This window comes from Pseudoalteromonas sp. '520P1 No. 423' (assembly GCF_001269985.1).
Taxonomy (GTDB): domain Bacteria; phylum Pseudomonadota; class Gammaproteobacteria; order Enterobacterales; family Alteromonadaceae; genus Pseudoalteromonas.
Genome location: NZ_BBZB01000001.1, coordinates 2,401,648 through 2,419,659, shown reverse-complemented (window position 1 = coordinate 2,419,659; position 18,012 = coordinate 2,401,648). Strand labels below are relative to the sequence as shown.

Annotated in this window: 22 protein-coding genes and 2 tRNA genes; 7 read left to right on the top strand and 17 right to left on the bottom strand. The window is 34.2% G+C overall.

Translation table 11 applies throughout. The features are described from left to right. Positions 1 to 45 precede the first annotated feature (45 nt). A complete protein-coding gene (locus tag PSA_RS11040; protein WP_042152716.1) occupies positions 46 to 2,529 on the bottom strand; it encodes a TIM-barrel domain-containing protein in 2,484 nt (827 codons plus the stop codon). Between the two features lie 328 nt (positions 2,530 to 2,857). On the opposite strand from PSA_RS11040, the gene PSA_RS11035 reads away from it, so the two are divergent. Together PSA_RS11035 and PSA_RS11030 are read left to right on the top strand one after the other, a co-directional pair. Then, the gene (locus PSA_RS11035) at positions 2,858 to 3,781 is read left to right on the top strand and encodes a hypothetical protein (protein WP_042152712.1); all 924 of its coding nucleotides are present in this window, start codon (positions 2,858 to 2,860) and stop codon (positions 3,779 to 3,781) included. 121 nt (positions 3,782 to 3,902) lie between these two features. Then, positions 3,903 to 4,247 carry a hypothetical protein gene (locus PSA_RS11030; RefSeq protein WP_127924246.1) on the top strand — a complete coding sequence of 115 codons (345 nt, stop codon included), beginning with the start codon at positions 3,903 to 3,905 and terminating at the stop codon, positions 4,245 to 4,247. A 33-nt stretch (positions 4,248 to 4,280) separates the two neighbouring features. On the opposite strand, the gene PSA_RS11025 is transcribed toward PSA_RS11030, so the two are convergent. The 9 genes from PSA_RS11025 to PSA_RS25835 form a co-directional block, all read right to left on the bottom strand. Further along, positions 4,281 to 4,880, bottom strand: a complete 600-nt coding sequence (locus PSA_RS11025; RefSeq protein WP_193216564.1) for an NTP transferase domain-containing protein — start codon at positions 4,878 to 4,880, stop codon at positions 4,281 to 4,283. A 104-nt stretch (positions 4,881 to 4,984) separates the two neighbouring features. Next, a complete protein-coding gene (locus PSA_RS11020) occupies positions 4,985 to 5,482 on the bottom strand; it encodes an AAA family ATPase (RefSeq protein ID WP_042152699.1) in 498 nt (165 codons plus the stop codon). Positions 5,483 to 5,769: 287 nt separating this feature from the next. After that, positions 5,770 to 5,860 (bottom strand) — tRNA-Ser (locus tag PSA_RS11015). Positions 5,861 to 5,928: 68 nt separating this feature from the next. Beyond that, positions 5,929 to 6,019: transfer RNA gene (locus tag PSA_RS11010), tRNA-Ser, on the bottom strand. Between the two features lie 236 nt (positions 6,020 to 6,255). Further along, on the bottom strand, positions 6,256 to 6,393 hold the full coding sequence (locus PSA_RS25855) for a hypothetical protein (RefSeq protein ID WP_197276821.1): 138 nt from the start codon (positions 6,391 to 6,393) through the stop codon (positions 6,256 to 6,258). Between the two features lie 8 nt (positions 6,394 to 6,401). Further along, entirely contained in the window at positions 6,402 to 6,626 is a 225-nt protein-coding gene (locus PSA_RS25850) for a hypothetical protein (protein WP_052380262.1), read from the bottom strand. Positions 6,627 to 6,701: 75 nt separating this feature from the next. Further along, a complete protein-coding gene (locus PSA_RS25845) occupies positions 6,702 to 7,268 on the bottom strand; it encodes a HAMP domain-containing protein (RefSeq protein ID WP_052380261.1) in 567 nt (188 codons plus the stop codon). Between the two features lie 45 nt (positions 7,269 to 7,313). Beyond that, positions 7,314 to 7,490, bottom strand: coding sequence for a hypothetical protein (locus PSA_RS25840; RefSeq protein ID WP_197276820.1), 177 nt, complete (start codon positions 7,488 to 7,490; stop codon positions 7,314 to 7,316). Continuing rightward, a complete protein-coding gene (locus PSA_RS25835; protein ID WP_052380260.1) occupies positions 7,487 to 7,783 on the bottom strand; it encodes a hypothetical protein in 297 nt (98 codons plus the stop codon). The genes PSA_RS25840 and PSA_RS25835 overlap by 4 nt, the downstream gene beginning before the upstream one ends. A 389-nt stretch (positions 7,784 to 8,172) precedes the next feature. Here PSA_RS25835 and PSA_RS10990 point away from each other — a divergent pair, with 389 nt between their 5' ends. From PSA_RS10990 to PSA_RS10970, 5 genes are all read left to right on the top strand, one after another. Next, the gene (locus PSA_RS10990; RefSeq protein ID WP_042152689.1) at positions 8,173 to 8,832 is read left to right on the top strand and encodes a Bax inhibitor-1/YccA family protein; all 660 of its coding nucleotides are present in this window, start codon (positions 8,173 to 8,175) and stop codon (positions 8,830 to 8,832) included. Positions 8,833 to 8,920: 88 nt separating this feature from the next. Beyond that, the gene (gene tusD, locus PSA_RS10985) at positions 8,921 to 9,277 is read left to right on the top strand and encodes a sulfurtransferase complex subunit TusD (protein ID WP_042152687.1); all 357 of its coding nucleotides are present in this window, start codon (positions 8,921 to 8,923) and stop codon (positions 9,275 to 9,277) included. A gap of 10 nt (positions 9,278 to 9,287) precedes the next feature. Beyond that, a complete protein-coding gene (tusC, locus tag PSA_RS10980; protein WP_042152683.1) occupies positions 9,288 to 9,644 on the top strand; it encodes a sulfurtransferase complex subunit TusC in 357 nt (118 codons plus the stop codon). Then, positions 9,644 to 9,928, top strand: a complete 285-nt coding sequence (locus PSA_RS10975) for a DsrH/TusB family sulfur relay protein (RefSeq protein WP_042152679.1) — start codon at positions 9,644 to 9,646, stop codon at positions 9,926 to 9,928. The genes tusC and PSA_RS10975 overlap by 1 nt, the downstream gene beginning before the upstream one ends. A 1-nt stretch (position 9,929) precedes the next feature. Then, positions 9,930 to 10,259 (top strand): TusE/DsrC/DsvC family sulfur relay protein, encoded by a 330-nt coding sequence (locus PSA_RS10970; RefSeq protein WP_042152676.1) that lies wholly within the window; start codon positions 9,930 to 9,932, stop codon positions 10,257 to 10,259. 15 nt (positions 10,260 to 10,274) lie between these two features. Here PSA_RS10970 and PSA_RS25220 read toward each other — a convergent pair whose 3' ends face one another. The 7 genes from PSA_RS25220 to lrp all read right to left on the bottom strand — a co-directional run bounded on the left by PSA_RS25220 (position 10,275) and on the right by lrp (position 17,964). After that, on the bottom strand, positions 10,275 to 10,430 hold the full coding sequence (locus tag PSA_RS25220) for a hypothetical protein (RefSeq protein ID WP_157575768.1): 156 nt from the start codon (positions 10,428 to 10,430) through the stop codon (positions 10,275 to 10,277). A 424-nt stretch (positions 10,431 to 10,854) separates the two neighbouring features. Then, the gene (gene serS, locus PSA_RS10965) at positions 10,855 to 12,147 is read right to left on the bottom strand and encodes a serine--tRNA ligase (protein WP_042152675.1); all 1,293 of its coding nucleotides are present in this window, start codon (positions 12,145 to 12,147) and stop codon (positions 10,855 to 10,857) included. A 33-nt stretch (positions 12,148 to 12,180) separates the two neighbouring features. After that, on the bottom strand, positions 12,181 to 12,573 hold the full coding sequence (gene crcB / locus PSA_RS10960) for a fluoride efflux transporter CrcB (protein ID WP_042152672.1): 393 nt from the start codon (positions 12,571 to 12,573) through the stop codon (positions 12,181 to 12,183). Positions 12,574 to 12,579: 6 nt separating this feature from the next. Continuing rightward, a complete protein-coding gene (locus PSA_RS10955) occupies positions 12,580 to 13,917 on the bottom strand; it encodes a replication-associated recombination protein A (protein ID WP_042152669.1) in 1,338 nt (445 codons plus the stop codon). Between the two features lie 6 nt (positions 13,918 to 13,923). Beyond that, a complete protein-coding gene (lolA, locus tag PSA_RS10950) occupies positions 13,924 to 14,532 on the bottom strand; it encodes an outer membrane lipoprotein chaperone LolA (protein ID WP_042152667.1) in 609 nt (202 codons plus the stop codon). Positions 14,533 to 14,778: 246 nt separating this feature from the next. Continuing rightward, the gene (locus PSA_RS10945; protein WP_042152664.1) at positions 14,779 to 17,421 is read right to left on the bottom strand and encodes a DNA translocase FtsK; all 2,643 of its coding nucleotides are present in this window, start codon (positions 17,419 to 17,421) and stop codon (positions 14,779 to 14,781) included. 51 nt (positions 17,422 to 17,472) lie between these two features. Further along, a complete protein-coding gene (gene lrp / locus PSA_RS10940) occupies positions 17,473 to 17,964 on the bottom strand; it encodes a leucine-responsive transcriptional regulator Lrp (RefSeq protein WP_042152661.1) in 492 nt (163 codons plus the stop codon). Positions 17,965 to 18,012: the final 48 nt, after the last annotated feature.

Here is an 18,012-nt window from a genome sequence, read left to right as displayed (position 1 = left end):
CTACTCACATAGCTGCTTTTTGGTTATTAACTGATACTAATCACGTTATTTTAAAACTGTGATTGATGAATCTGTATGGTCCCATTTAATTTTTATTGTGAGAGTATTATTGTTTACGTTATAAACAAGCCCTTCATCTACCAGTGATAGTGATTTTAATGTAGCCTGCTGTTTTAGCATGTTTTCATTAAATAAAACTTTATTATTATCTTTACGCCAATTGTGTATCACCAACTCAACACTACGTTGCTGTGGCATTGTGCTATAACCAGTGCCTTTTTCACTTCGACTTAAAGCTATGGTCAATTGATCAGTATGAAATAACGTACTAGCTTCAAAATTTAGTAATTCAAATTGTTTATTTTTTATTGGATCAGCACTATTGCCATCATCTTCATACATATGACCTTTAGATGATTTAATTGTTTTATCAAAGTAATAATCTAGTTTTAACACTTCACTTGAATAATATTGTGTGCTGGATACTGCTTTAACTGATGGAATAATTGAACCTGCCTTTACCAATACAGGAATAGTATTTAAAGTTAACGGATAAGATATTGTTTGATTACCTTGATATATATTATCACTAAAATAATCAAACCAATTTCCTTTTGGTAAATCTACTTCAATTGAATTAATAGCAGCTTCTGTAACTGGTTTTACTAAAAAGCTATCTCCCCAAAAATATTGTTCTTTTTCATCGATCAATGCTGAGTTTCTTTCATCATTAAAAAACATAGGACGCATTAATGGCATACCAGTGATTGCGTTTTCATAAGCTAACGTATAATTATATGGCAACATTTTATAACGCAGCTTTATAAATTTACGTATGATATTTTTGGTTTCTGCATCATGAAAAATTGGCTCTGGGGCAATATTATCTTGCCCATGAGGACGATAAATTGGCTGAAATACGCCATACTGCAACCAACGAATATACATCTCTTTATCAAATGACTCACCACCGGCAAAACCACCTAAATCAGAATGGGTATAGGCCATACCAAGTAAACTCATTTGCAGCGATAACTCTACTTGTGGTTTTAATCCATCCCACGAACGACTTACATCACCGGTCCAAGGGATCATGCCGTATTTTTGTGATCCAGCAAAACCAGAACGCATTATCATAAAAGGTCTTTGCTCTGGCGCATGTGCAGTTAAAGTATTTTTTACAAGTTTTGCCCACTCATGACCATATGTATTATGGATTTCATCACCAGTAGAAATTAAATCGTTATGATCTGATAATTTATGTTGTATATCTGCAGGGTGTACTTCAGGCTCTCCTAAATCCCCCCATACACCTGCCACACCTTGATCAGCTAATCTTTTATAAACTGATGCGAACCAGTGTTTAGCATCATTATTAAATACATCGATTAAAGCTGTATGACCAAAATAAAAATCATATGTTTTTGCTTCACCTGTTATCGCGTCTATGGCTAACACACCATTACCAACGGCTGATTGCCACATTTTTGACCCTTTTAAAATAAATGGCTCGGTGATCAGCACCGTATTTACTCCATTTGACTTCAGATCTTTGATCATTTTTTCAGGGTCAGGAAAAGTATTGTGATCCCAATCTAAATTGCCCATATGGCCTTTAATGTCTTTACCAAACCAATAAAGGTCTAAAATAATTGAATCAACTGGGATATCTTCTTCTTGGTATTTATTAATTGTGTCTATGACTTCTGCTTGAGATTTATAACCAAAACGCGAGGCATGATTACCTAAAGCCCATCGCGGTGGTAATGGCTGTTTACCGGTTATATTTACATAATTATTAATGAGTTTTGGGTATGTTTCTCCGGCGATAATCAAATAAGCGTTTCGACCACCCATAGCCTCGAACTGTAGCGTATTTGCTTGCGTTTTTCCGGTATCAACCCAACCATTTGCTGTGTTATCAAATAAAATAAGGTATTTTTTATCTGATATAACAGCAGGAATTGAAAAGTTCATTTGCTCAGAATATGTTGTATAACCATAATGTGCCCGATTGTATAAAGGTAAACGTTGACCACGTCTATCCATACCAAGTACACGTTCACCTGTACCTAATAACTTTTCAGTGTCTGTTAATGTAAACCTAAAGTCAGGTGTTGATTTTTTGTTTTTAAAAGTGCTTTTCTCACTAGTAAGTAATTGATCTTTATTAAAGTATGAAATATCAAACGGTACTTTATTAATAACAGCAGTTAAATTTCCATTTTTAAATGTCAGCTTATTTAATGAGTTTGATACAGTTACAAAATTTTGTTTATTTTTACTAATAGACTGCATATCAATTGCGAAGGAAGGAAATGGTTTTTTATCTTGGTTAAAATATAAAACCTCAAAAGCGTGTTCTGAAATTGCCCAAAGTCTTACTTTGCCTTCAGTTGTGGTTATATTTAATTCCTGACCATTGAGCTGGTGGCTTATATAATCTCTTGCATTAACTTGCCAACTTAAAATGCTGATTAAAACAAGCACCATCGCTGGCAACTTAAAGATAAAAACTGTTTTGAGCATAACTTTAAATTCTATTTATTATATGAAATTTAAAGTTAACTTATGGCTATGGTGAATAAAAGTTAATTGGTATTGAATACGTATTCATAAGTTTTCTCTGCTAACGTTCACATTTTAAAATTAAAACTTATTCTACTATTTAAACTCCTTTTCATCTCTCGCTTACATACGCTTACATACGCTTACATACGCAATTATTTTTTTTGTTTAAAGTATATAATGGTTGACAAGGAGTAATTACCAATAACTTTTATAAGATTAGTAATTTTTTAATCTAATCGTTCTTCTATTTTCCTCTAATTTAATAACTTATATAGGCCCAAGCATAATGCCAATAGACATAAAAGAAACACTCAAAAAAGGCCCTGCTATTCCAAGTGTGATTGGAGACCCAATCGGTGCAGAGCTAGATAGCATAGTAATTAGCAAATTAGAACAAACTATGATTTTTAAAAACGCAAAAACAAAGTTTGCTTCTTCTATTAGCCAAGTTGTCGCACAAAAAATAAATGCGAGGGTAATTCCAAAAATGAATTTTGAAAATTCATTTGAATCTTCTTTAAAGTTTGATGCGAAAACCAATCAAATGACGCAACGCTCCTTCATGGAAACGTCTAAATCTACTTATGATGCGACTACTAGGACCACAGGATACAAAATAAAGAAAAAATTATTACATCTTGTAAGGGAACAAAAGAAAAGGCCTTTAAAAATTATTACATTACCTTTTAACCTTATTCCTTATGGAAAGTTAGTTTCCAATAGTGTGAATGCAATTGCCAACGGCGTTGATAAAGCAAGAAAAGAACGTAAAAAGAAGAAATACGGACATGATCAATTATCAAGTTTAGCAATCGATTTAGGACAAGCTGAAGCTCTTAGAAAAGTTGCTAAATGGCAAGCCAAAGATATAGCTGAATTGGGCCCTAAAATTCAAAGAAACTTACAAAAATTAAAACACGCTTCTTCATTACTAAATCAGCGTCAGAATAAATTACAGTTGTTGGTAGAAAGGCAATTTTCTATTAATGATTCGACTCAATCTAATGCGAGTTCGTTTGATAGAATGATTCAATCAGCAAGAAATGATCTTGCCATGAGCTATCATGAAGTTAGACATTATAACGATAAAATTAAAGATATGAGTAAAACAATGCAAACAACTATGGTCGATATTAATGCGCACTTATCGTATTTAGATACATTAGTAGATGAATGCGAAGAGGTAATTGAATGGTCGCTTGATTATTAACAGATGAGGTTAAAACTTGCCTTATAAAAAAGAACCAAATGTACAAGATTTAAATAACAAAGCGGCCACATTTTATAGTGATATTTCAAAGATACATGGAAGATAAATATCAAGCCAGTAGGTGTATAAAAATAGCGATGTAATGATGAGTAAAACCAACCTTATTTTTAGTAAAAATACAGAAACACAACAAATAAATAATATAATAATTCAATATCTGACTTTTGAACAAATGAGTGAATTATTTGATATCAATACATCTTTACATAATATATTAAGTAACAATCCAACTTATATCGAATTAAAAAATGCACAATGCCTTTTATCAAGCTCTAATAAGATATTAGGCCTAGCACTACAAAAGGTATCATTAAAGGAAAAGTTAAAAATTGATATGGTTTTACTAGCACAGTTTAATAAATTAGACACATCAAAAAAATATAAGTATATGAATTCTTTTATTTAATAATTTTATATAAAGACGTAAATCTTATTATTCTTAATGATTACTTGATAGGTTACTTAGATCTTCTGGTCGGTCGATATCAAACTTAGCTTCTGGCATTTCAATGATAATAAGATTTTCTTTATGTGTAATTAATACTTTTTTACCACCTTTATCTCCCTCTAGCCCTAACAAGTCTTTATAATATTTCTTAGGAAAAATACTTGGTATTGTTATTTCATTATCAAATTTTGCGGTTATTAATTTTGTTGGTTGATTTTGCCAACTTTGTATTAATTCGGTTAACTGAAAATGCTCAATAAGCACTTGATCGGCCGCGAGGAACATTATTGAATCATAGTGTTTCGCTAATTTTTGCGTTGCTATGATAATTGAACTGGCCATGCCTGATTTCCAAGCTGTATTGTGAATTATTTTGCTTGTTTTAAATTCAGTTGATTTAATAATATCTTGATAAGCAGCACCTAACACCACATAAGTATCAAATTCATTAAACTCGCAGCAGGTGTCTATTTTTTGTTGTAATAGCGTTTTATTTTTATAAATTGCTAACTGCTTAGCAGATCCAAAACGTGTTGCAGCGCCCGCAGCGAGTATAACGATAGCTAATGATTTGTTTACCTGTTGATTCATATATTTTATTGATTGATCTACATTAGCAAAATAATACGTCAAAAACTTAGATAAACAAACATACAACGTTAGCTGTTTATTGTTAAACAATAACATCTGAGGGTTTAATTATTACAAAATTCAATGCCATTAACATTAGAAAAACCTTCATTTTTTTCTACAGGCTCATAAATAGATAACATACTTTTAATAACATGCTCATCGATTAGCTTACCATGTTGCTTAAAACGTAGCTTGTTACGTTCAAGTATCGCTTTTTCATGACCTATAAAGTTAAAAACAACGGCTTGGAAGTTAGCGCCTGGGTAATGTTTGAATATTGTCTTTCTCGCTTTCTTGGTTAAATTTGTTAAATCCCAAACAACATGAGCGAAACTCTTACTTTCGACTATTAAATGGTTAAATATCTGGTTATGTTGTTTTCTTATTTTACTATTCATTGGTAACTTAAAAAATTGATGATATTGAATTTCAGCCTGAGAGCTTAGTAAATCAACAATATCGTCAGACGAAATTACAAAGTCATAATCAATGTTTTTAAGGTAGGTTGATTTTCCAACACATGGTGGACCAACTAAAATAGTGACAAGCTCAGTAATCAAAATAATTCCTCATTTTATTTAGCATGCTTCCAGCTAATCAGGGACTTAAGGGTTTTAATATATAGAGATTTAAACCCTTGAATTCGACCTGTGCTATAAACCCATTACCAATATTAAATTTCAGGCAATAAAAAAGCCTAATCTAATGATTAGGCTCTTAAATGTAAATAGTGGCACAGGGTAGACATTTAAACCCTTGAATTTTACCTGTGCTATAAATACGATATTCTTTAAATTTCAGATATAAAAAAAGCTTAGTATAAACCAAGCTTTTTTTAAGAATTAAGTGGCGGAGAGATAGGGATTTGAACCCTAGATGGGCTATAAACCCATGCCGGTTTTCAAGACCGGTGCATTCGACCACTCTGCCATCTCTCCGCATTGTTCTTTATTTGTTTTATATCAGTTAAATCTGATAGCACTTCCATTACAATAAAGTAAAGAAGTGGCGGAGAGATAGGGATTTGAACCCTAGATGGGCTATAAACCCATGCCGGTTTTCAAGACCGGTGCATTCGACCACTCTGCCATCTCTCCGCAGCGGCGCGAATATTATTAAACTAATGGCTGTTTGTGAAGTCTTTTTTTTACTTTTTTGTTTAAGTGCCTAAAAAATAGTTAATTCGTTTAAATATCTATCGTTTGTGATGTTTTTTCATTCGATTAAATAATCTAGGTTTTGCTGTTCGCTTAAGAAGTATTTAATTAAATAATTAACATTTACAAATAAAAAAGCCGACTTATTACAGTCGGCTCTAAAAGTTTATTTTTCATTAAACTTTAAATTTACTTATAATGGCAGTTAATCGGTGGTTTATATCATCAATGCTATTAATTTCTTCTACCGCTTGTTTACCATTTGAATCTAATTTTCCAACTATTGAGTTAATGGCAACCATGTTTTTACTCACTTCATGTGTTACATTGCTTTGCTCATCTCACTCACACTTTGCACTGAATTTTCAACGTCAGATACTAATTCTGATATAGTGCCCTGCGCCTGAATTGCTGTACCTTTTGAGTCTCGCCCGGCATTGTTAGTGCTATCGGTAAGCTGCGCGGCATTAGCAATGTCTTGTGCCATAGATTCAGCTGTTGCATTCATTTCTTCTATTGCTGTTACAACCTGCTCGGTTTCTTGCACATGGCCATCAAGAATTATTGTATTAGCTTCAGATTGCTCTTTTAATTTATAAACATTACCGTTTAACGCTTCAGTTTAACGTTTAATTTCTAATATCATTGTTTGTAAACTGGCTATAAATTGATTTACACCTTCGGAAATTTCGCCTAGATCATCATTTGTTTCTATTTTAAGCCTTTGTGTTAAATCACCATTCCCTTGCGAAAGTGCCATTATTGTTTCTTTTAACACTAATATTGGACGATAAAGCATTTGTAATAAAATAAAAACAAAGCCAACGCTAATAAGTGTAGCAACAAGCGTACTAATAAATGCGCTTGTTTTAGCTTTTGCAAGACTGGCATAGGCTACTTCTGTATCTAGGCTTAAAGTGTAATACCAATTTTTATCTGCTATTTTTACTCTATGTGAAAATAATAATTTTTCTACACCATCTACTTGATATGTTTGTATACTATTATTTTTGGTGACTGCATTTAACACAGCACCTTTAAACCAATGATAGTCAGATGCTAATTTCTTTGTTTCAACATTTGCACTTGTTGAAGCAAGAACGGTTGTATCATGATTTAAAATCAATGCGACAGCACCTGGGATTTGAGATGACTCACTTACGAGCTCATTCAAAAAATCCAATTTCATATCAACAGTAATTATACCGTTTTTAATACTATGAACGATACTGATCTAATAATCGATTGAATCAAAGTATGGCTCAGTTACTGCAGCACCTGAGCTATTACGCGCTAATTTATAATATGACTCCTTACGTACATCTCCTGCAAAGATATGATCAGGCCATACCTCACTACTTTGATTCCAATAACCTACACCACTTTCAAACCCAATTGCAGAACTGTTCAATTCATTGCAAAAGCAATTGTATTTGTCAGTTTAATAAAATCTTCAGTTGCGCCTATTTCTCGTTGTTCATTATATAAAGATGCGATCCTTGATAATCCAAGTGCCTTTTCATTTAATTGCTTTTCTATAATTTTTGCTTGTTGTTGAACAAATTCAGTATTTTCTCTGATGACAAGGGCTGTTAATACTTCCTCTTCTTTAACATAAGAAAAGTAGCTCGTTAAAGATACCGACATTCCGACCAAAATAGCGATCGAAATAAGTAATAGTTTTTTAAATCCAAACTGCATCATAAGTAAAAATACCCTTTCATTGTAGCTAGATAAGCCATTCGTTTATGAGTTTAAATAAGTGATAAGGTTTCAGAGTACGTTTTATCTAAATATATGTATGGTATTAGCGGTCCATCATACAGTTATCTATATTAAGGAATGTAAAATGAAACAGATATGTAATTTAGGCAAAATAAATTGAAACTGTGTTTTTAAACCTAAAAAATAAATTTGTTATTTAAGTGTAAAAATACCCCTTTATTAATTAAACTTTTCATAAACTTAGGTTAAATTCACATATTTATCTTTAAAAGTCATTAGAAGACTGAACGAAAGCTTTAAAATCGTATCTAACCTGTTATCATCTATATTGTTATAATTTAATTTTTAGTTATTTTGGGGAAGTTATTATGAATCAATCATATACTAATAGCGCTTCAGCAAGCAGCGTATTAGAAACAAACAAAGTATTAAGAAATACTTACATGCTTTTAGGAATGACACTATTAGCAAGCGCCGTTACTGCCGGCATTTCTATGGCTTTAGCATTTCCACGTATTATGGGATTAGTTTTCACTTTAATTTCATTTGGCTTAATTTTTGTTGTAAACAAAAAAGCTGACTCTTCATCAGGTATCTTTTGGATATTCGCTTTTACTGGTTGTATGGGTTTAGGTTTAGGTCCAATGCTTAATCATTATGCTGGTATGCCGGGCGGCCCTATGCTTATTATGCAAGCATTAGGTTCTACTGCACTAGTATTCTTTGGTTTATCAGCTTATGCACTTACAACTAAAAAAGACTTCTCGTTTATGGGTGGTTTTTTAACTGTTGGTTTATTAGTGGTAATCGTTGCTAGTATCGTAAATATCTTTATCGGTAGCTCTGTTACTTTTATGGTGATTAATGCTGCTGTAGTATTGATTATGTCTGGTTTTATCTTGTTTGATACTAGCCGTATCATCAACGGTGGCGAAACTAACTATATACGTGCAACAGTAGGTTTATACTTAAACATCTATAACTTATTCACGTCTATTTTGGCTTTATTAGGTATGTCAGACGATTAATAACATGCTTTAAGTACGTTATTTCACGTATAATAAAAGCCTCGCTAATTAGCGAGGCTTTTTTATAACTAAAATTCATGAGGATAATGTGGCTAAATTTGTTTTATCTTTACATGCATCACCTAGCGACAGCGATGCGTGTTTGTCTTTATTAAACTTTGCTAAAGCGGCACTCAGAGGTGGGCATACTATAGATGCTATTTTTTTGTATCAAGAAGCAATTTGGCATGCAAGCGAGCATTTTGTAATTGCAAAAGATGAAGTGCAACTCAATGATCAATGGCAATCCTTTGTAGATGATGAAAAAACACCTTTATTATTGTGTATAACAGCAGCAGAAAAACGTGGTTTAGATATAAAAAATACAGGTCCGTTTACTGTTGCTGGCTTAGCTGAGTTTGCTATGTCGGTGGCAAAAGCTGATAAGTGGCTTCAGTTTAAATAAGGAAATGGATATGAAAAATATTTTAGTAATGCAAACCTCTAGTCCATTTGACGGGGTTAAATGTAGAGAAGCACTTGATACTGCACTTATTTTTGCTGCTATTGATCAAAATGTCAGTATATTGTTTAAAGATGATGCTGTATTTTGCCTACATGAAAATCAAAACCCTGCTTTAGTAAGTTTAAAAGATTACTTTAAAACGTTAAAAATGCTTGAGCTATACGACGTTGAAAACATTTATGCTTGTAAGCAGTCTCTCGAAGTAAGAGGCATTGATATAAATAGCTTACATTTAGAGTGTGAGCTTGTAGATAATAACCAAATAAAAACTCTTTTAAATGCTAACGAGCATTTGGTGACGATGTAATGACTGATTTAACACATACGAATGCAACTTTACATATTTTATCTAAGCCTGTTACACAAACCCAATTCCAAGAGTTACTAGATTTAAAAAACGAATCTGATAGCGTTCTATTCACGCGTGACGCTTGTTACTCTTTATTAGCGCCTTATATAGATTTAGATATAGTTATAGCCATACAAGCTGATTGTGAAGCTCGAGGAATAAACAACAAAGCGATAAATGGCATTAGTTATGAGAAATGGGTTGAATTAGCCTTAGAATATAAGAATACATTAAGTTGGTAATATGATTGAATTTAATCAAAAAGAAATTGAAACAGACAAACAAGGTTATTTACTTAACCCAAGTGATTGGAGCAAAGAGCTAGCCCTAGTAATTGCTCAAGAAGAAAATATTGAATTAAGTGAATCACATTGGGAAGTTGTTCATTTTGTTCGTGATTTTTATGTAGAGTTTAATACTAGCCCTGCTATCAGAATGCTAGTTAAAGCGATGGCTAAAAAGTTAGGTGAAGATAAAGGCAATAGTATTTATCTTTATACTTTATTTCCTAAAGGTCCTGCTAAGCAAGCAACTAAAATTGCGGGTTTGCCAAAACCAGCTAGGTGTATTTAATATTTATTCTCCACTTTAGCTCTGCTGAACCTGATGTGTATTACTATAAACTGTTGTAAAAGCTTCAAAACCAACATAAGCTGCCACTAACAATAGTGATACCATTAACAACCTATAAAACCAACGCAGCGCAAGGTTGATTCCATTAACCCTTGTTTTTTTCTTTGTCATTTTTAATTCCTATTAATACATTTTGCAATATTGATTCTTTTTATTTCCCGATAAATGTTTCGGGCTGACGTCCTGTTGTTTTTACGCGTTATTGCTTATGTGTTTATACTGCGAGGATTAACCCCTCGCCTACAATTAAATTATGAAAATGTTTAAATCATCTTTGTAGACCGGACTTCAGTACCGTTTTTTATTAAATTACTCTGTGGCAACAGTGTTTATCACTGCGAGAATTAACCTCGCCTACATAAATCAATCTAACAGAGCTTATTTCTGGGTGATGTTTTTATTATAGGGCCATTTTTTATAAATGGATTTTGTAATCGACAAAGTAACAAAATTTAGCGATAAATTTATATTTCGGGTACAAAAAAAGGCCTCAGTGGCCTTTTTATAATAAGGTGATTGTCCTAAATAAGTTTGACTATTTACCTAATACTTCAATACCAGCCATGTATGACTTAAGTACTTCTGGTACTACAACTGAACCATCTGCTTGTTGGTAGTTTTCAAGTACGGCAACAAGTGTACGCCCTACTGCTAAACCAGAACCATTTAGTGTATGTAATAATTCTGGCTTTTTGCTGCCTTTACGTTTAAAACGCGCTTGCATACGACGTGCTTGGAAATCATTCATTGTTGAACAAGATGAGATCTCACGATATGTATCTTGTGCTGGTAACCATACTTCTAAGTCGTATGTTTTGCTTGAACCGAAACCCATATCGCCAGTACATAAAATTACTTTACGGTAAGGTAATTCTAATGCTTGTAAGATTTGCTCTGCGTGACCAGTTAACTCTTCTAATGCTCCAATTGAATCTTCAGGCTTAACAAGTTGTACTAATTCTACTTTATCAAATTGATGCTGGCGAATAAGACCACGTGTATCACGACCATAACTACCTGCTTCACTTCTAAAACACGGTGTATGCGCAGTTAATTTAACTGGTAGCTCTGCTTCTTCAAAAATCTCGTCACGCGCAAGATTTGTAAGGGGTACTTCAGCAGTAGGGATTAAGCTAAATGTATTTTGATCTTCTTCCAATGCTTCAGTATGGAATAAATCAGCAGCAAATTTAGGTAATTGTCCTGTGCCGTATAAACTGTCTCTGTTTACTAAATAAGGCACATACATTTCTGTATAACCATTTTTTAGTGTATGTGTATCTAACATAAACTGCGCTAGTGCACGGTGTAAACGTGCCATTTGACCACGCATAACAGTGAAACGTGCGCCACTTAATTTAACGCCAGCTTCAAAGTCTAAGCCTTTATCTAGACCTTCACCTAAATCAACATGATCTTTTACTTCAAAGTCATATGCTTTTGGCTCGCCCCATTTTAAGATTTCAACATTTTCGTCTTCATCTTTACCTTGAGGTACAGACTCATCATGTAAGTTAGGTAACGTTAGTGCAATATCTTTTAACTTAGCCAGAACTTCATCTTGCTCAGCTTTTATTGCATCAAGTTCTGCACCTAATTGACCAACAGACTCAAGTAATGGCTGAATGTCTTCGCCACGTGCTTTTGCTTGGCCAATTGACTTGGAACGTGAATTACGCTCACTTTGTAATTCTTGGGTTTTTACTTGTAGTGCTTTACGGCTTTCTTCTAAAGCATTAATTGTATCAACATCAAGCGTAAAACCTCTTTGTGCTAAACGCTCTGCTGTTTCGTTTATGTCCTGACGTAAATATTTTGAATCTAACATATTCTTCTTTTAACCTTTTGGGCACTACAAGTGCTATTTTTGTACAAACTGTATTACTAATTGCATCCCTAACCAAGTAACAAAGATACAACAGACTAAATTTAATGTGATATTTAACGCTACCTTTAGCCAATCTCCCTGCTGCATAAGCAATAAGGTATCTAAAGAAAAGGTAGAAAATGTTGTTAGCGCACCTAAAAAACCAATACCTAAAATGGTTTTAGCTGGGCTGCCAACTAAGAATTCTTTTTCTAATAAGGCAAATAAAATACCCATTAATAACGAACCCAGAATATTAACCGCCAAAGTGCCAAAAGGGAATCCCCTACCCAGTAGTTTTACCATGGTTTCGCTAATAAAAAACCTTAAGCAAGCACCACTGGCCCCGCCTAAGGCTACAAAAAGGTATAATTTGAATGAACTCATACTATTTTATTCATATCTTTTAAGTGTGCTTTGTTGATCAAGCGCTGTTAAATAATCCAGTTTTTCTTTTATTTTCTTCTCTAATCCACGATCTACTGGATGGTAATATTGCGTATCTTTTAATGCTTCTGGAAAATAATTTTCGCCTGCTGCAAAAGCGCCCGCCTCATCATGTGCATATCGGTATTCACTGCCATAACCTAAATCTTTCATTAAATCAGTAGGTGCATTTCTTAAATGCTCTGGCACTGGGAAGCTAGGTAATTCACTCGCTTGCTGTTTAGCTTGATTAAAAGCAGTATAAACCGCATTACTTTTTGCTGCACTAGCTAAATATAATGTGGCTTGTGCAATGGCGCGTTCGCCTTCACCTGGCCCAACTCTTTGATATATATCCCATGCATTTAATGCGACTTGCATTGCACGAGGATCAGCATTGCCTATGTCTTCAGTTGCAATTGCAAGTAAACGTCGCGCAACATAAAGTGCATCTCCGCCGCCTGCTAATATTCTACAATACCAATAAAGTGCAGCATCAGGTGCTGAACCACGCACTGATTTATGAAACGCAGAGATTAAATCGTAGTATTCATCTCCGCCATTATCATATTTTGCAATATGACTAGGTAATATTTGCTCTAAGACTGATTTATCGATTAAAGATACATCCCCTTTTTCAATCGCTAAATCGGCTGCTTGTTCTAGCAAATTTAAGAGTTTTCGAGCATCGCCATCGGCCGCTAAACATAATGCTTTTTTAGCGTTATCCGGAATATCAAACGCTTGCTTACCTAAGCCTTTATCACTTGAAAGCGCTTGCGCTAATACGTCGGTTAAATCTGTCTCAGTTAAAGATTTAAGCACGTATACTCGCGCACGAGATAGTATTGCGTTATTAAGTGCAAACGAGGGATTTTCTGTGGTTGCACCAACAAATATAAATGTGCCATCTTCTATATGCGGTAAAAAAGCATCTTGCTGAGATTTATTAAATCTGTGTACTTCATCAACAAATAATAATGTGCGTTGACCGTTAGACGCTAAATGATTTTTAGCATCTTGTACTGACTGTCTTATTTCTTTAACACCCGCAGATACTGCTGATATGCGAATTAAATTAGCATTGGCATGATGTGCTATGATTTCTGCTAACGTTGTTTTACCAACACCTGGCGGACCCCATAATATTAAAGAGTGGCATCGCCCTTCAATAATTGCGCGATAAAGTGGTTTATCAGGTGCCAATAAATGACCTTGTCCGAAATAATCATCCAAGGTCTCAGGGCGCATTCTTGCAGCGAGAGGTCGCACATCTGGTGCAAAATCTAAATTAAAATTTGACACTTATATTTAGTTACCCGTTTGGTCGTCTACTTCAATGTCAGCAGGGATATCAAATTTGAACACCTCTGCTTTAAGTTCTGGATTTACAGTTGCATTGCTAAAATTAAAGTAGGATGTTTGCCCTGAAATATCTTTTATCTCTAGTCCTTTTAAGCCCTTGGTTTTATCTTCAAAACGAATTACAAGGGCACTTACTTGTGCGTTTTCTAAAGACTTAGGGCTTACTGTATAAGCACCTTTACTCATTTTAACTGTGTATTTCTGCCAAAGGTTTTCATCATTACTGGTAAGTAAGATAAAAGGCGTACTTTGAATTAATTTTTCTGACTTAAATATAGAAACCTGCTCAGCAAAACTATCAAAATAATAGGTTTTATCTCCATCCGAGATTAATAGTGTATCTTCTTGTTGCCAGCTGATTTTATTTGGCTGTTGTAAGGCTATCTCGCCTTGACCTTGTTGTAATATATCACCTTGATCATCTTTTACTACTTGATCAAATTTCGCAGTAAAGCTATTTAATAGATTTAACTGACTACGTAATTGTTCTAAATCACCGGCTAATGTTGAAAAGCTCATAGTGAACATTAAACTTAAAATGCTTTTTTTTATCATTCTTTTAATACCTAAATTCTTTTATTTATCTTGTTATAACGAAACAAAACTGAACCTGAGTTTAACAAACAGATCAATTTAAATAAATTTACCTGTCTAAGTGCTGTATTAAGCGCGTCATCTACAAAGTGTTTTATCAAAGTTCTATCTTTTTATGCATTTATAGATTCCCGATATAAACAATTCGGGCATGACGATATAAAATGCACAAATTAATCTTAATAACCAAAGCTGTTAGCATATAAATTAATTGGCATTGGCGTTTGGTACTAATAATTCGCGAGCACCATTATGACCAGGAGCACTAACAATACCTGATGTTTCCATTTGCTCAACTAAACGTGCGGCTCTGTTATAACCGACTCTTAATTTACGCTGTACGCTTGATATTGATACTCTCCCTCCTTCTATTACAAAGCTAACCGCTTCATCGTATAATGGGTCTTGCTCAGTATCTTCGCCTTCAGGCGCTTCACCAGGTAATAATATATCTTCTGTCGCATCACCATTTAAGATTTCATCAATATAATTTGGTTTACCGCGTTTTTTCCAATCATCAACGACAGCATGCACTTCATGATCGTCAATGAATGCGCCATGAACACGTACTGATACACTTGTGCCAGGTGGTAGGTATAACATATCACCCATACCGAGTAAGTTTTCAGCACCTTGTTGATCTAATATGGTGCGTGAATCTATTTTTGATGATACTTGGAAAGCCATTCGTGTTGGGATGTTCGCTTTAATTAAACCTGTAATGACATCGACTGAAGGTCTTTGTGTTGCTAATACTAAATGAATACCCGCTGCACGTGCTTTTTGTGCGATACGTGCAATTAACTCTTCAACTTTTTTACCTACTATCATCATCATGTCGGCGAATTCATCTATCACAACCACGATATTTGGTAATTTATCTAAGTCTTCAGGCTCATTAGCCATACCATCAGTATCTTTAAATAAAGGATCCTTTATCGGCATGCCTAACTCTTTTGCCGCTAGTACTTTTTGGTTATAACCATTTAGGTTACGTACACCCAGAGCCGACATTAATTTATAACGACGTTCCATTTCACCCACACACCAACGCAATGCGTTTGATGCTTCTTTCATATCGGTGACTACTTCACATAATAAATGTGGAATGCCTTCGTAAACAGAAAGTTCAAGCATTTTTGGATCTATCATGATTAAGCGCACATCATCAGGACCTGATTTATACAGTAAACTGATGATCATTACATTCACACCAACAGACTTACCAGAACCTGTCGTACCTGCCACTAATAAATGCGGCATTTTACCAAGATCAACCACAACTGGTTGCCCTGCAATATCTTTACCTAACACCATAGCTAATGGAGATGCACTTTGTCTGAATTTTTCTGCATCAATTACTTCAGATAAACGTACTATTTCACGGTGTTTATTTGGTAATTCTAAACCAATATAAGTTTTGCCCGGTATAACCTCTACCACACGCACACTCACTGCTGATAAAGCACGAGCTAAATCTTTTGCCAAACCTGTTATTTTAGCGACTTTGATACCTGGCGCTAAATCAAGCTCAAAACGCGTTACTACAGGGCCTGGATACACACCTACAACTGTTGCTTGTATGCCAAAATCTAATAGTTTTACTTCTACTAAACGAGATACTGCTTCAAGTTCATCTTTAGAAATTGGATTTTTTTGTTTGTCTGGGCGATCCAATAAATCTAAAGTCGGTAATGGTGGCATATTGGCGCTATTTGTTTTTTCAGCCAACAGGTCTTCAAATTTTTCTTTTGCTGTTTGTGGTTGCAAATGCATAGGTATAACTGGCTTTGCCACTTCTTGAGGTACCAAAGGTGCACTAATTTCACTTTCTAGCGGTTCGCTTATGTCTTGTGTTTGCGAATAAGCATTTTGATCTAAAGAGTTTAACGCACTAGCAGTATCAATTGGCTCATCTTCAATGGCACTAAAGCTCATATCTTGATCTAAAATACTGTTAATATCATCAAATTCTGAACCTACTGGAGCAAAGTTCTCTTCAATATGATGGTCTAATACAGGCTCATTAATTGGTTCAAAATCATTATCAGTATTATGTATCGGCTCTGTAGATTCTATTTCTATATTAAATTCTGTTTCGTCTATTTGAGGAGACTCAGTTTCAGCAAATTTAGCCTCAGACACTTTTGATTCAGCCCCTGATGGTTCTGCCAATAAGGGATCATTTAACAATTCATCTGGCTCAATTTGAACTGCAGTGCTTTTAGTCATATTAAGTGCTGGTTTTGCTTGTCGACTATCAACCCATTTTTGCGGTAACTGGTGCAGGTATGTGCCAAATTTTACGGCATATTCACCTAACACATCAACAAATTGAACCCAAGACACACCGGTTAATAAAGTAAGACCTGCAAAAAAGAAACACAATAAAAATATTGAAGTACCCGTAAAGTTAAATGCCGGCATCATGGCATTTGCAATGACATCCCCTACTACCCCGCCTGAAGGAAAATAAAATATATCGTCAAAATTGATACTACTGATAGCTGCTGCTGTTGTTACAAAGAACACTAAACCAACTACACGTAGGCCTAATGTTAAATAATCTAGTTGTAAGATCTTGTGTGGTTTTTTAAAAAAGATATAACCAAAAGCCTGAATGGCAACAGGTATAAAAAATGCTAGCCAGCCAAAACTAAATAATAAAATGTCAGCTATCCAAGCACCTGTTGAGCCAGTTATATTTTTTACATGTAAAAACTCACCTGTTTGAGACCATGAAGGATCTGCTGGATGAAAACTAACTAAAGCACATAAAATGAAAATAGCAGAAAAGGTACTAATTATTAGACCGGTTTCAAGTAAGCGTTGCACACCATTTAGGCGCATATTAATAAATCCTTTGCTTATTATATAAATATTTATTCATGTTGAACTTTATCAGGAATTTACTTTTAGTGGTAACATTTCATCACTTTTGACCTCTTCCATTACAACATATGTACGACTTTCACTCACTGAAGGTAATCTTAAGAGTACATCTCCAAGAACGAGTCTATATGCAGACATATCTGCTACACGTGTTTTAAGTAAAAAATCAAAATTACCTGATACTAGATGGCACTCTAATATTTCATCGTGAAGCTTTACAGCTTGGCTAAAGTCTTCAAATACATCTGGAGAGGTTTTTGTTAAGGTGATTTCAACATAAACTAATAAAGCAGCTCCAACTTTAGCAGGGTCAATCACCGCTCTATAACCCATTATGAAACCATCCCTTTCAAGTTTTTTAACTCTTTCTAGACAAGGAGTAGCACTTAAACCAATTCTTCTGGCAAGTTCTACATTAGAAATGCGACCATCTTTTTGTAATTCGACTAAAATCTTATGATCAATTCTATCTAATGTGTAAGATGCTTTATTATGAACCATATAAATCACTACCAATTAAAATAATCTAGTTTAATAAACTTAATTATA

Excerpts from the sequence above, each read along its gene's own strand:
- PSA_RS11040 (WP_042152716.1), bottom strand. The coding sequence starts at position 2,529 with ATGCTCAAAACAGTTTTTATCTTTAAGTTGCCAGCGATGGTGCTTGTT.
- PSA_RS11035 (WP_042152712.1), top strand. The coding sequence starts at position 2,858 with ATGCCAATAGACATAAAAGAAACACTCAAAAAAGGCCCTGCTATTCCA.
- PSA_RS11025 (WP_193216564.1), bottom strand. The coding sequence starts at position 4,880 with ATGAATCAACAGGTAAACAAATCATTAGCTATCGTTATACTCGCTGCG.
- PSA_RS25845 (WP_052380261.1), bottom strand. The coding sequence starts at position 7,268 with ATGAAATTGGATTTTTTGAATGAGCTCGTAAGTGAGTCATCTCAAATC.
- PSA_RS25835 (WP_052380260.1), bottom strand. The coding sequence starts at position 7,783 with ATGATGCAGTTTGGATTTAAAAAACTATTACTTATTTCGATCGCTATT.
- PSA_RS10990 (WP_042152689.1), top strand. The coding sequence starts at position 8,173 with ATGAATCAATCATATACTAATAGCGCTTCAGCAAGCAGCGTATTAGAA.
- tusC (WP_042152683.1), top strand. The coding sequence starts at position 9,288 with ATGAAAAATATTTTAGTAATGCAAACCTCTAGTCCATTTGACGGGGTT.
- PSA_RS10975 (WP_042152679.1), top strand. The coding sequence starts at position 9,644 with ATGACTGATTTAACACATACGAATGCAACTTTACATATTTTATCTAAG.
- PSA_RS10970 (WP_042152676.1), top strand. The coding sequence starts at position 9,930 with ATGATTGAATTTAATCAAAAAGAAATTGAAACAGACAAACAAGGTTAT.
- PSA_RS25220 (WP_157575768.1), bottom strand. The coding sequence starts at position 10,430 with ATGACAAAGAAAAAAACAAGGGTTAATGGAATCAACCTTGCGCTGCGT.
- serS (WP_042152675.1), bottom strand. The coding sequence starts at position 12,147 with ATGTTAGATTCAAAATATTTACGTCAGGACATAAACGAAACAGCAGAG.
- crcB (WP_042152672.1), bottom strand. The coding sequence starts at position 12,573 with ATGAGTTCATTCAAATTATACCTTTTTGTAGCCTTAGGCGGGGCCAGT.
- lolA (WP_042152667.1), bottom strand. The coding sequence starts at position 14,532 with ATGATAAAAAAAAGCATTTTAAGTTTAATGTTCACTATGAGCTTTTCA.
- PSA_RS10945 (WP_042152664.1), bottom strand. The coding sequence starts at position 17,421 with ATGCGCCTAAATGGTGTGCAACGCTTACTTGAAACCGGTCTAATAATT.
- lrp (WP_042152661.1), bottom strand. The coding sequence starts at position 17,964 with ATGGTTCATAATAAAGCATCTTACACATTAGATAGAATTGATCATAAG.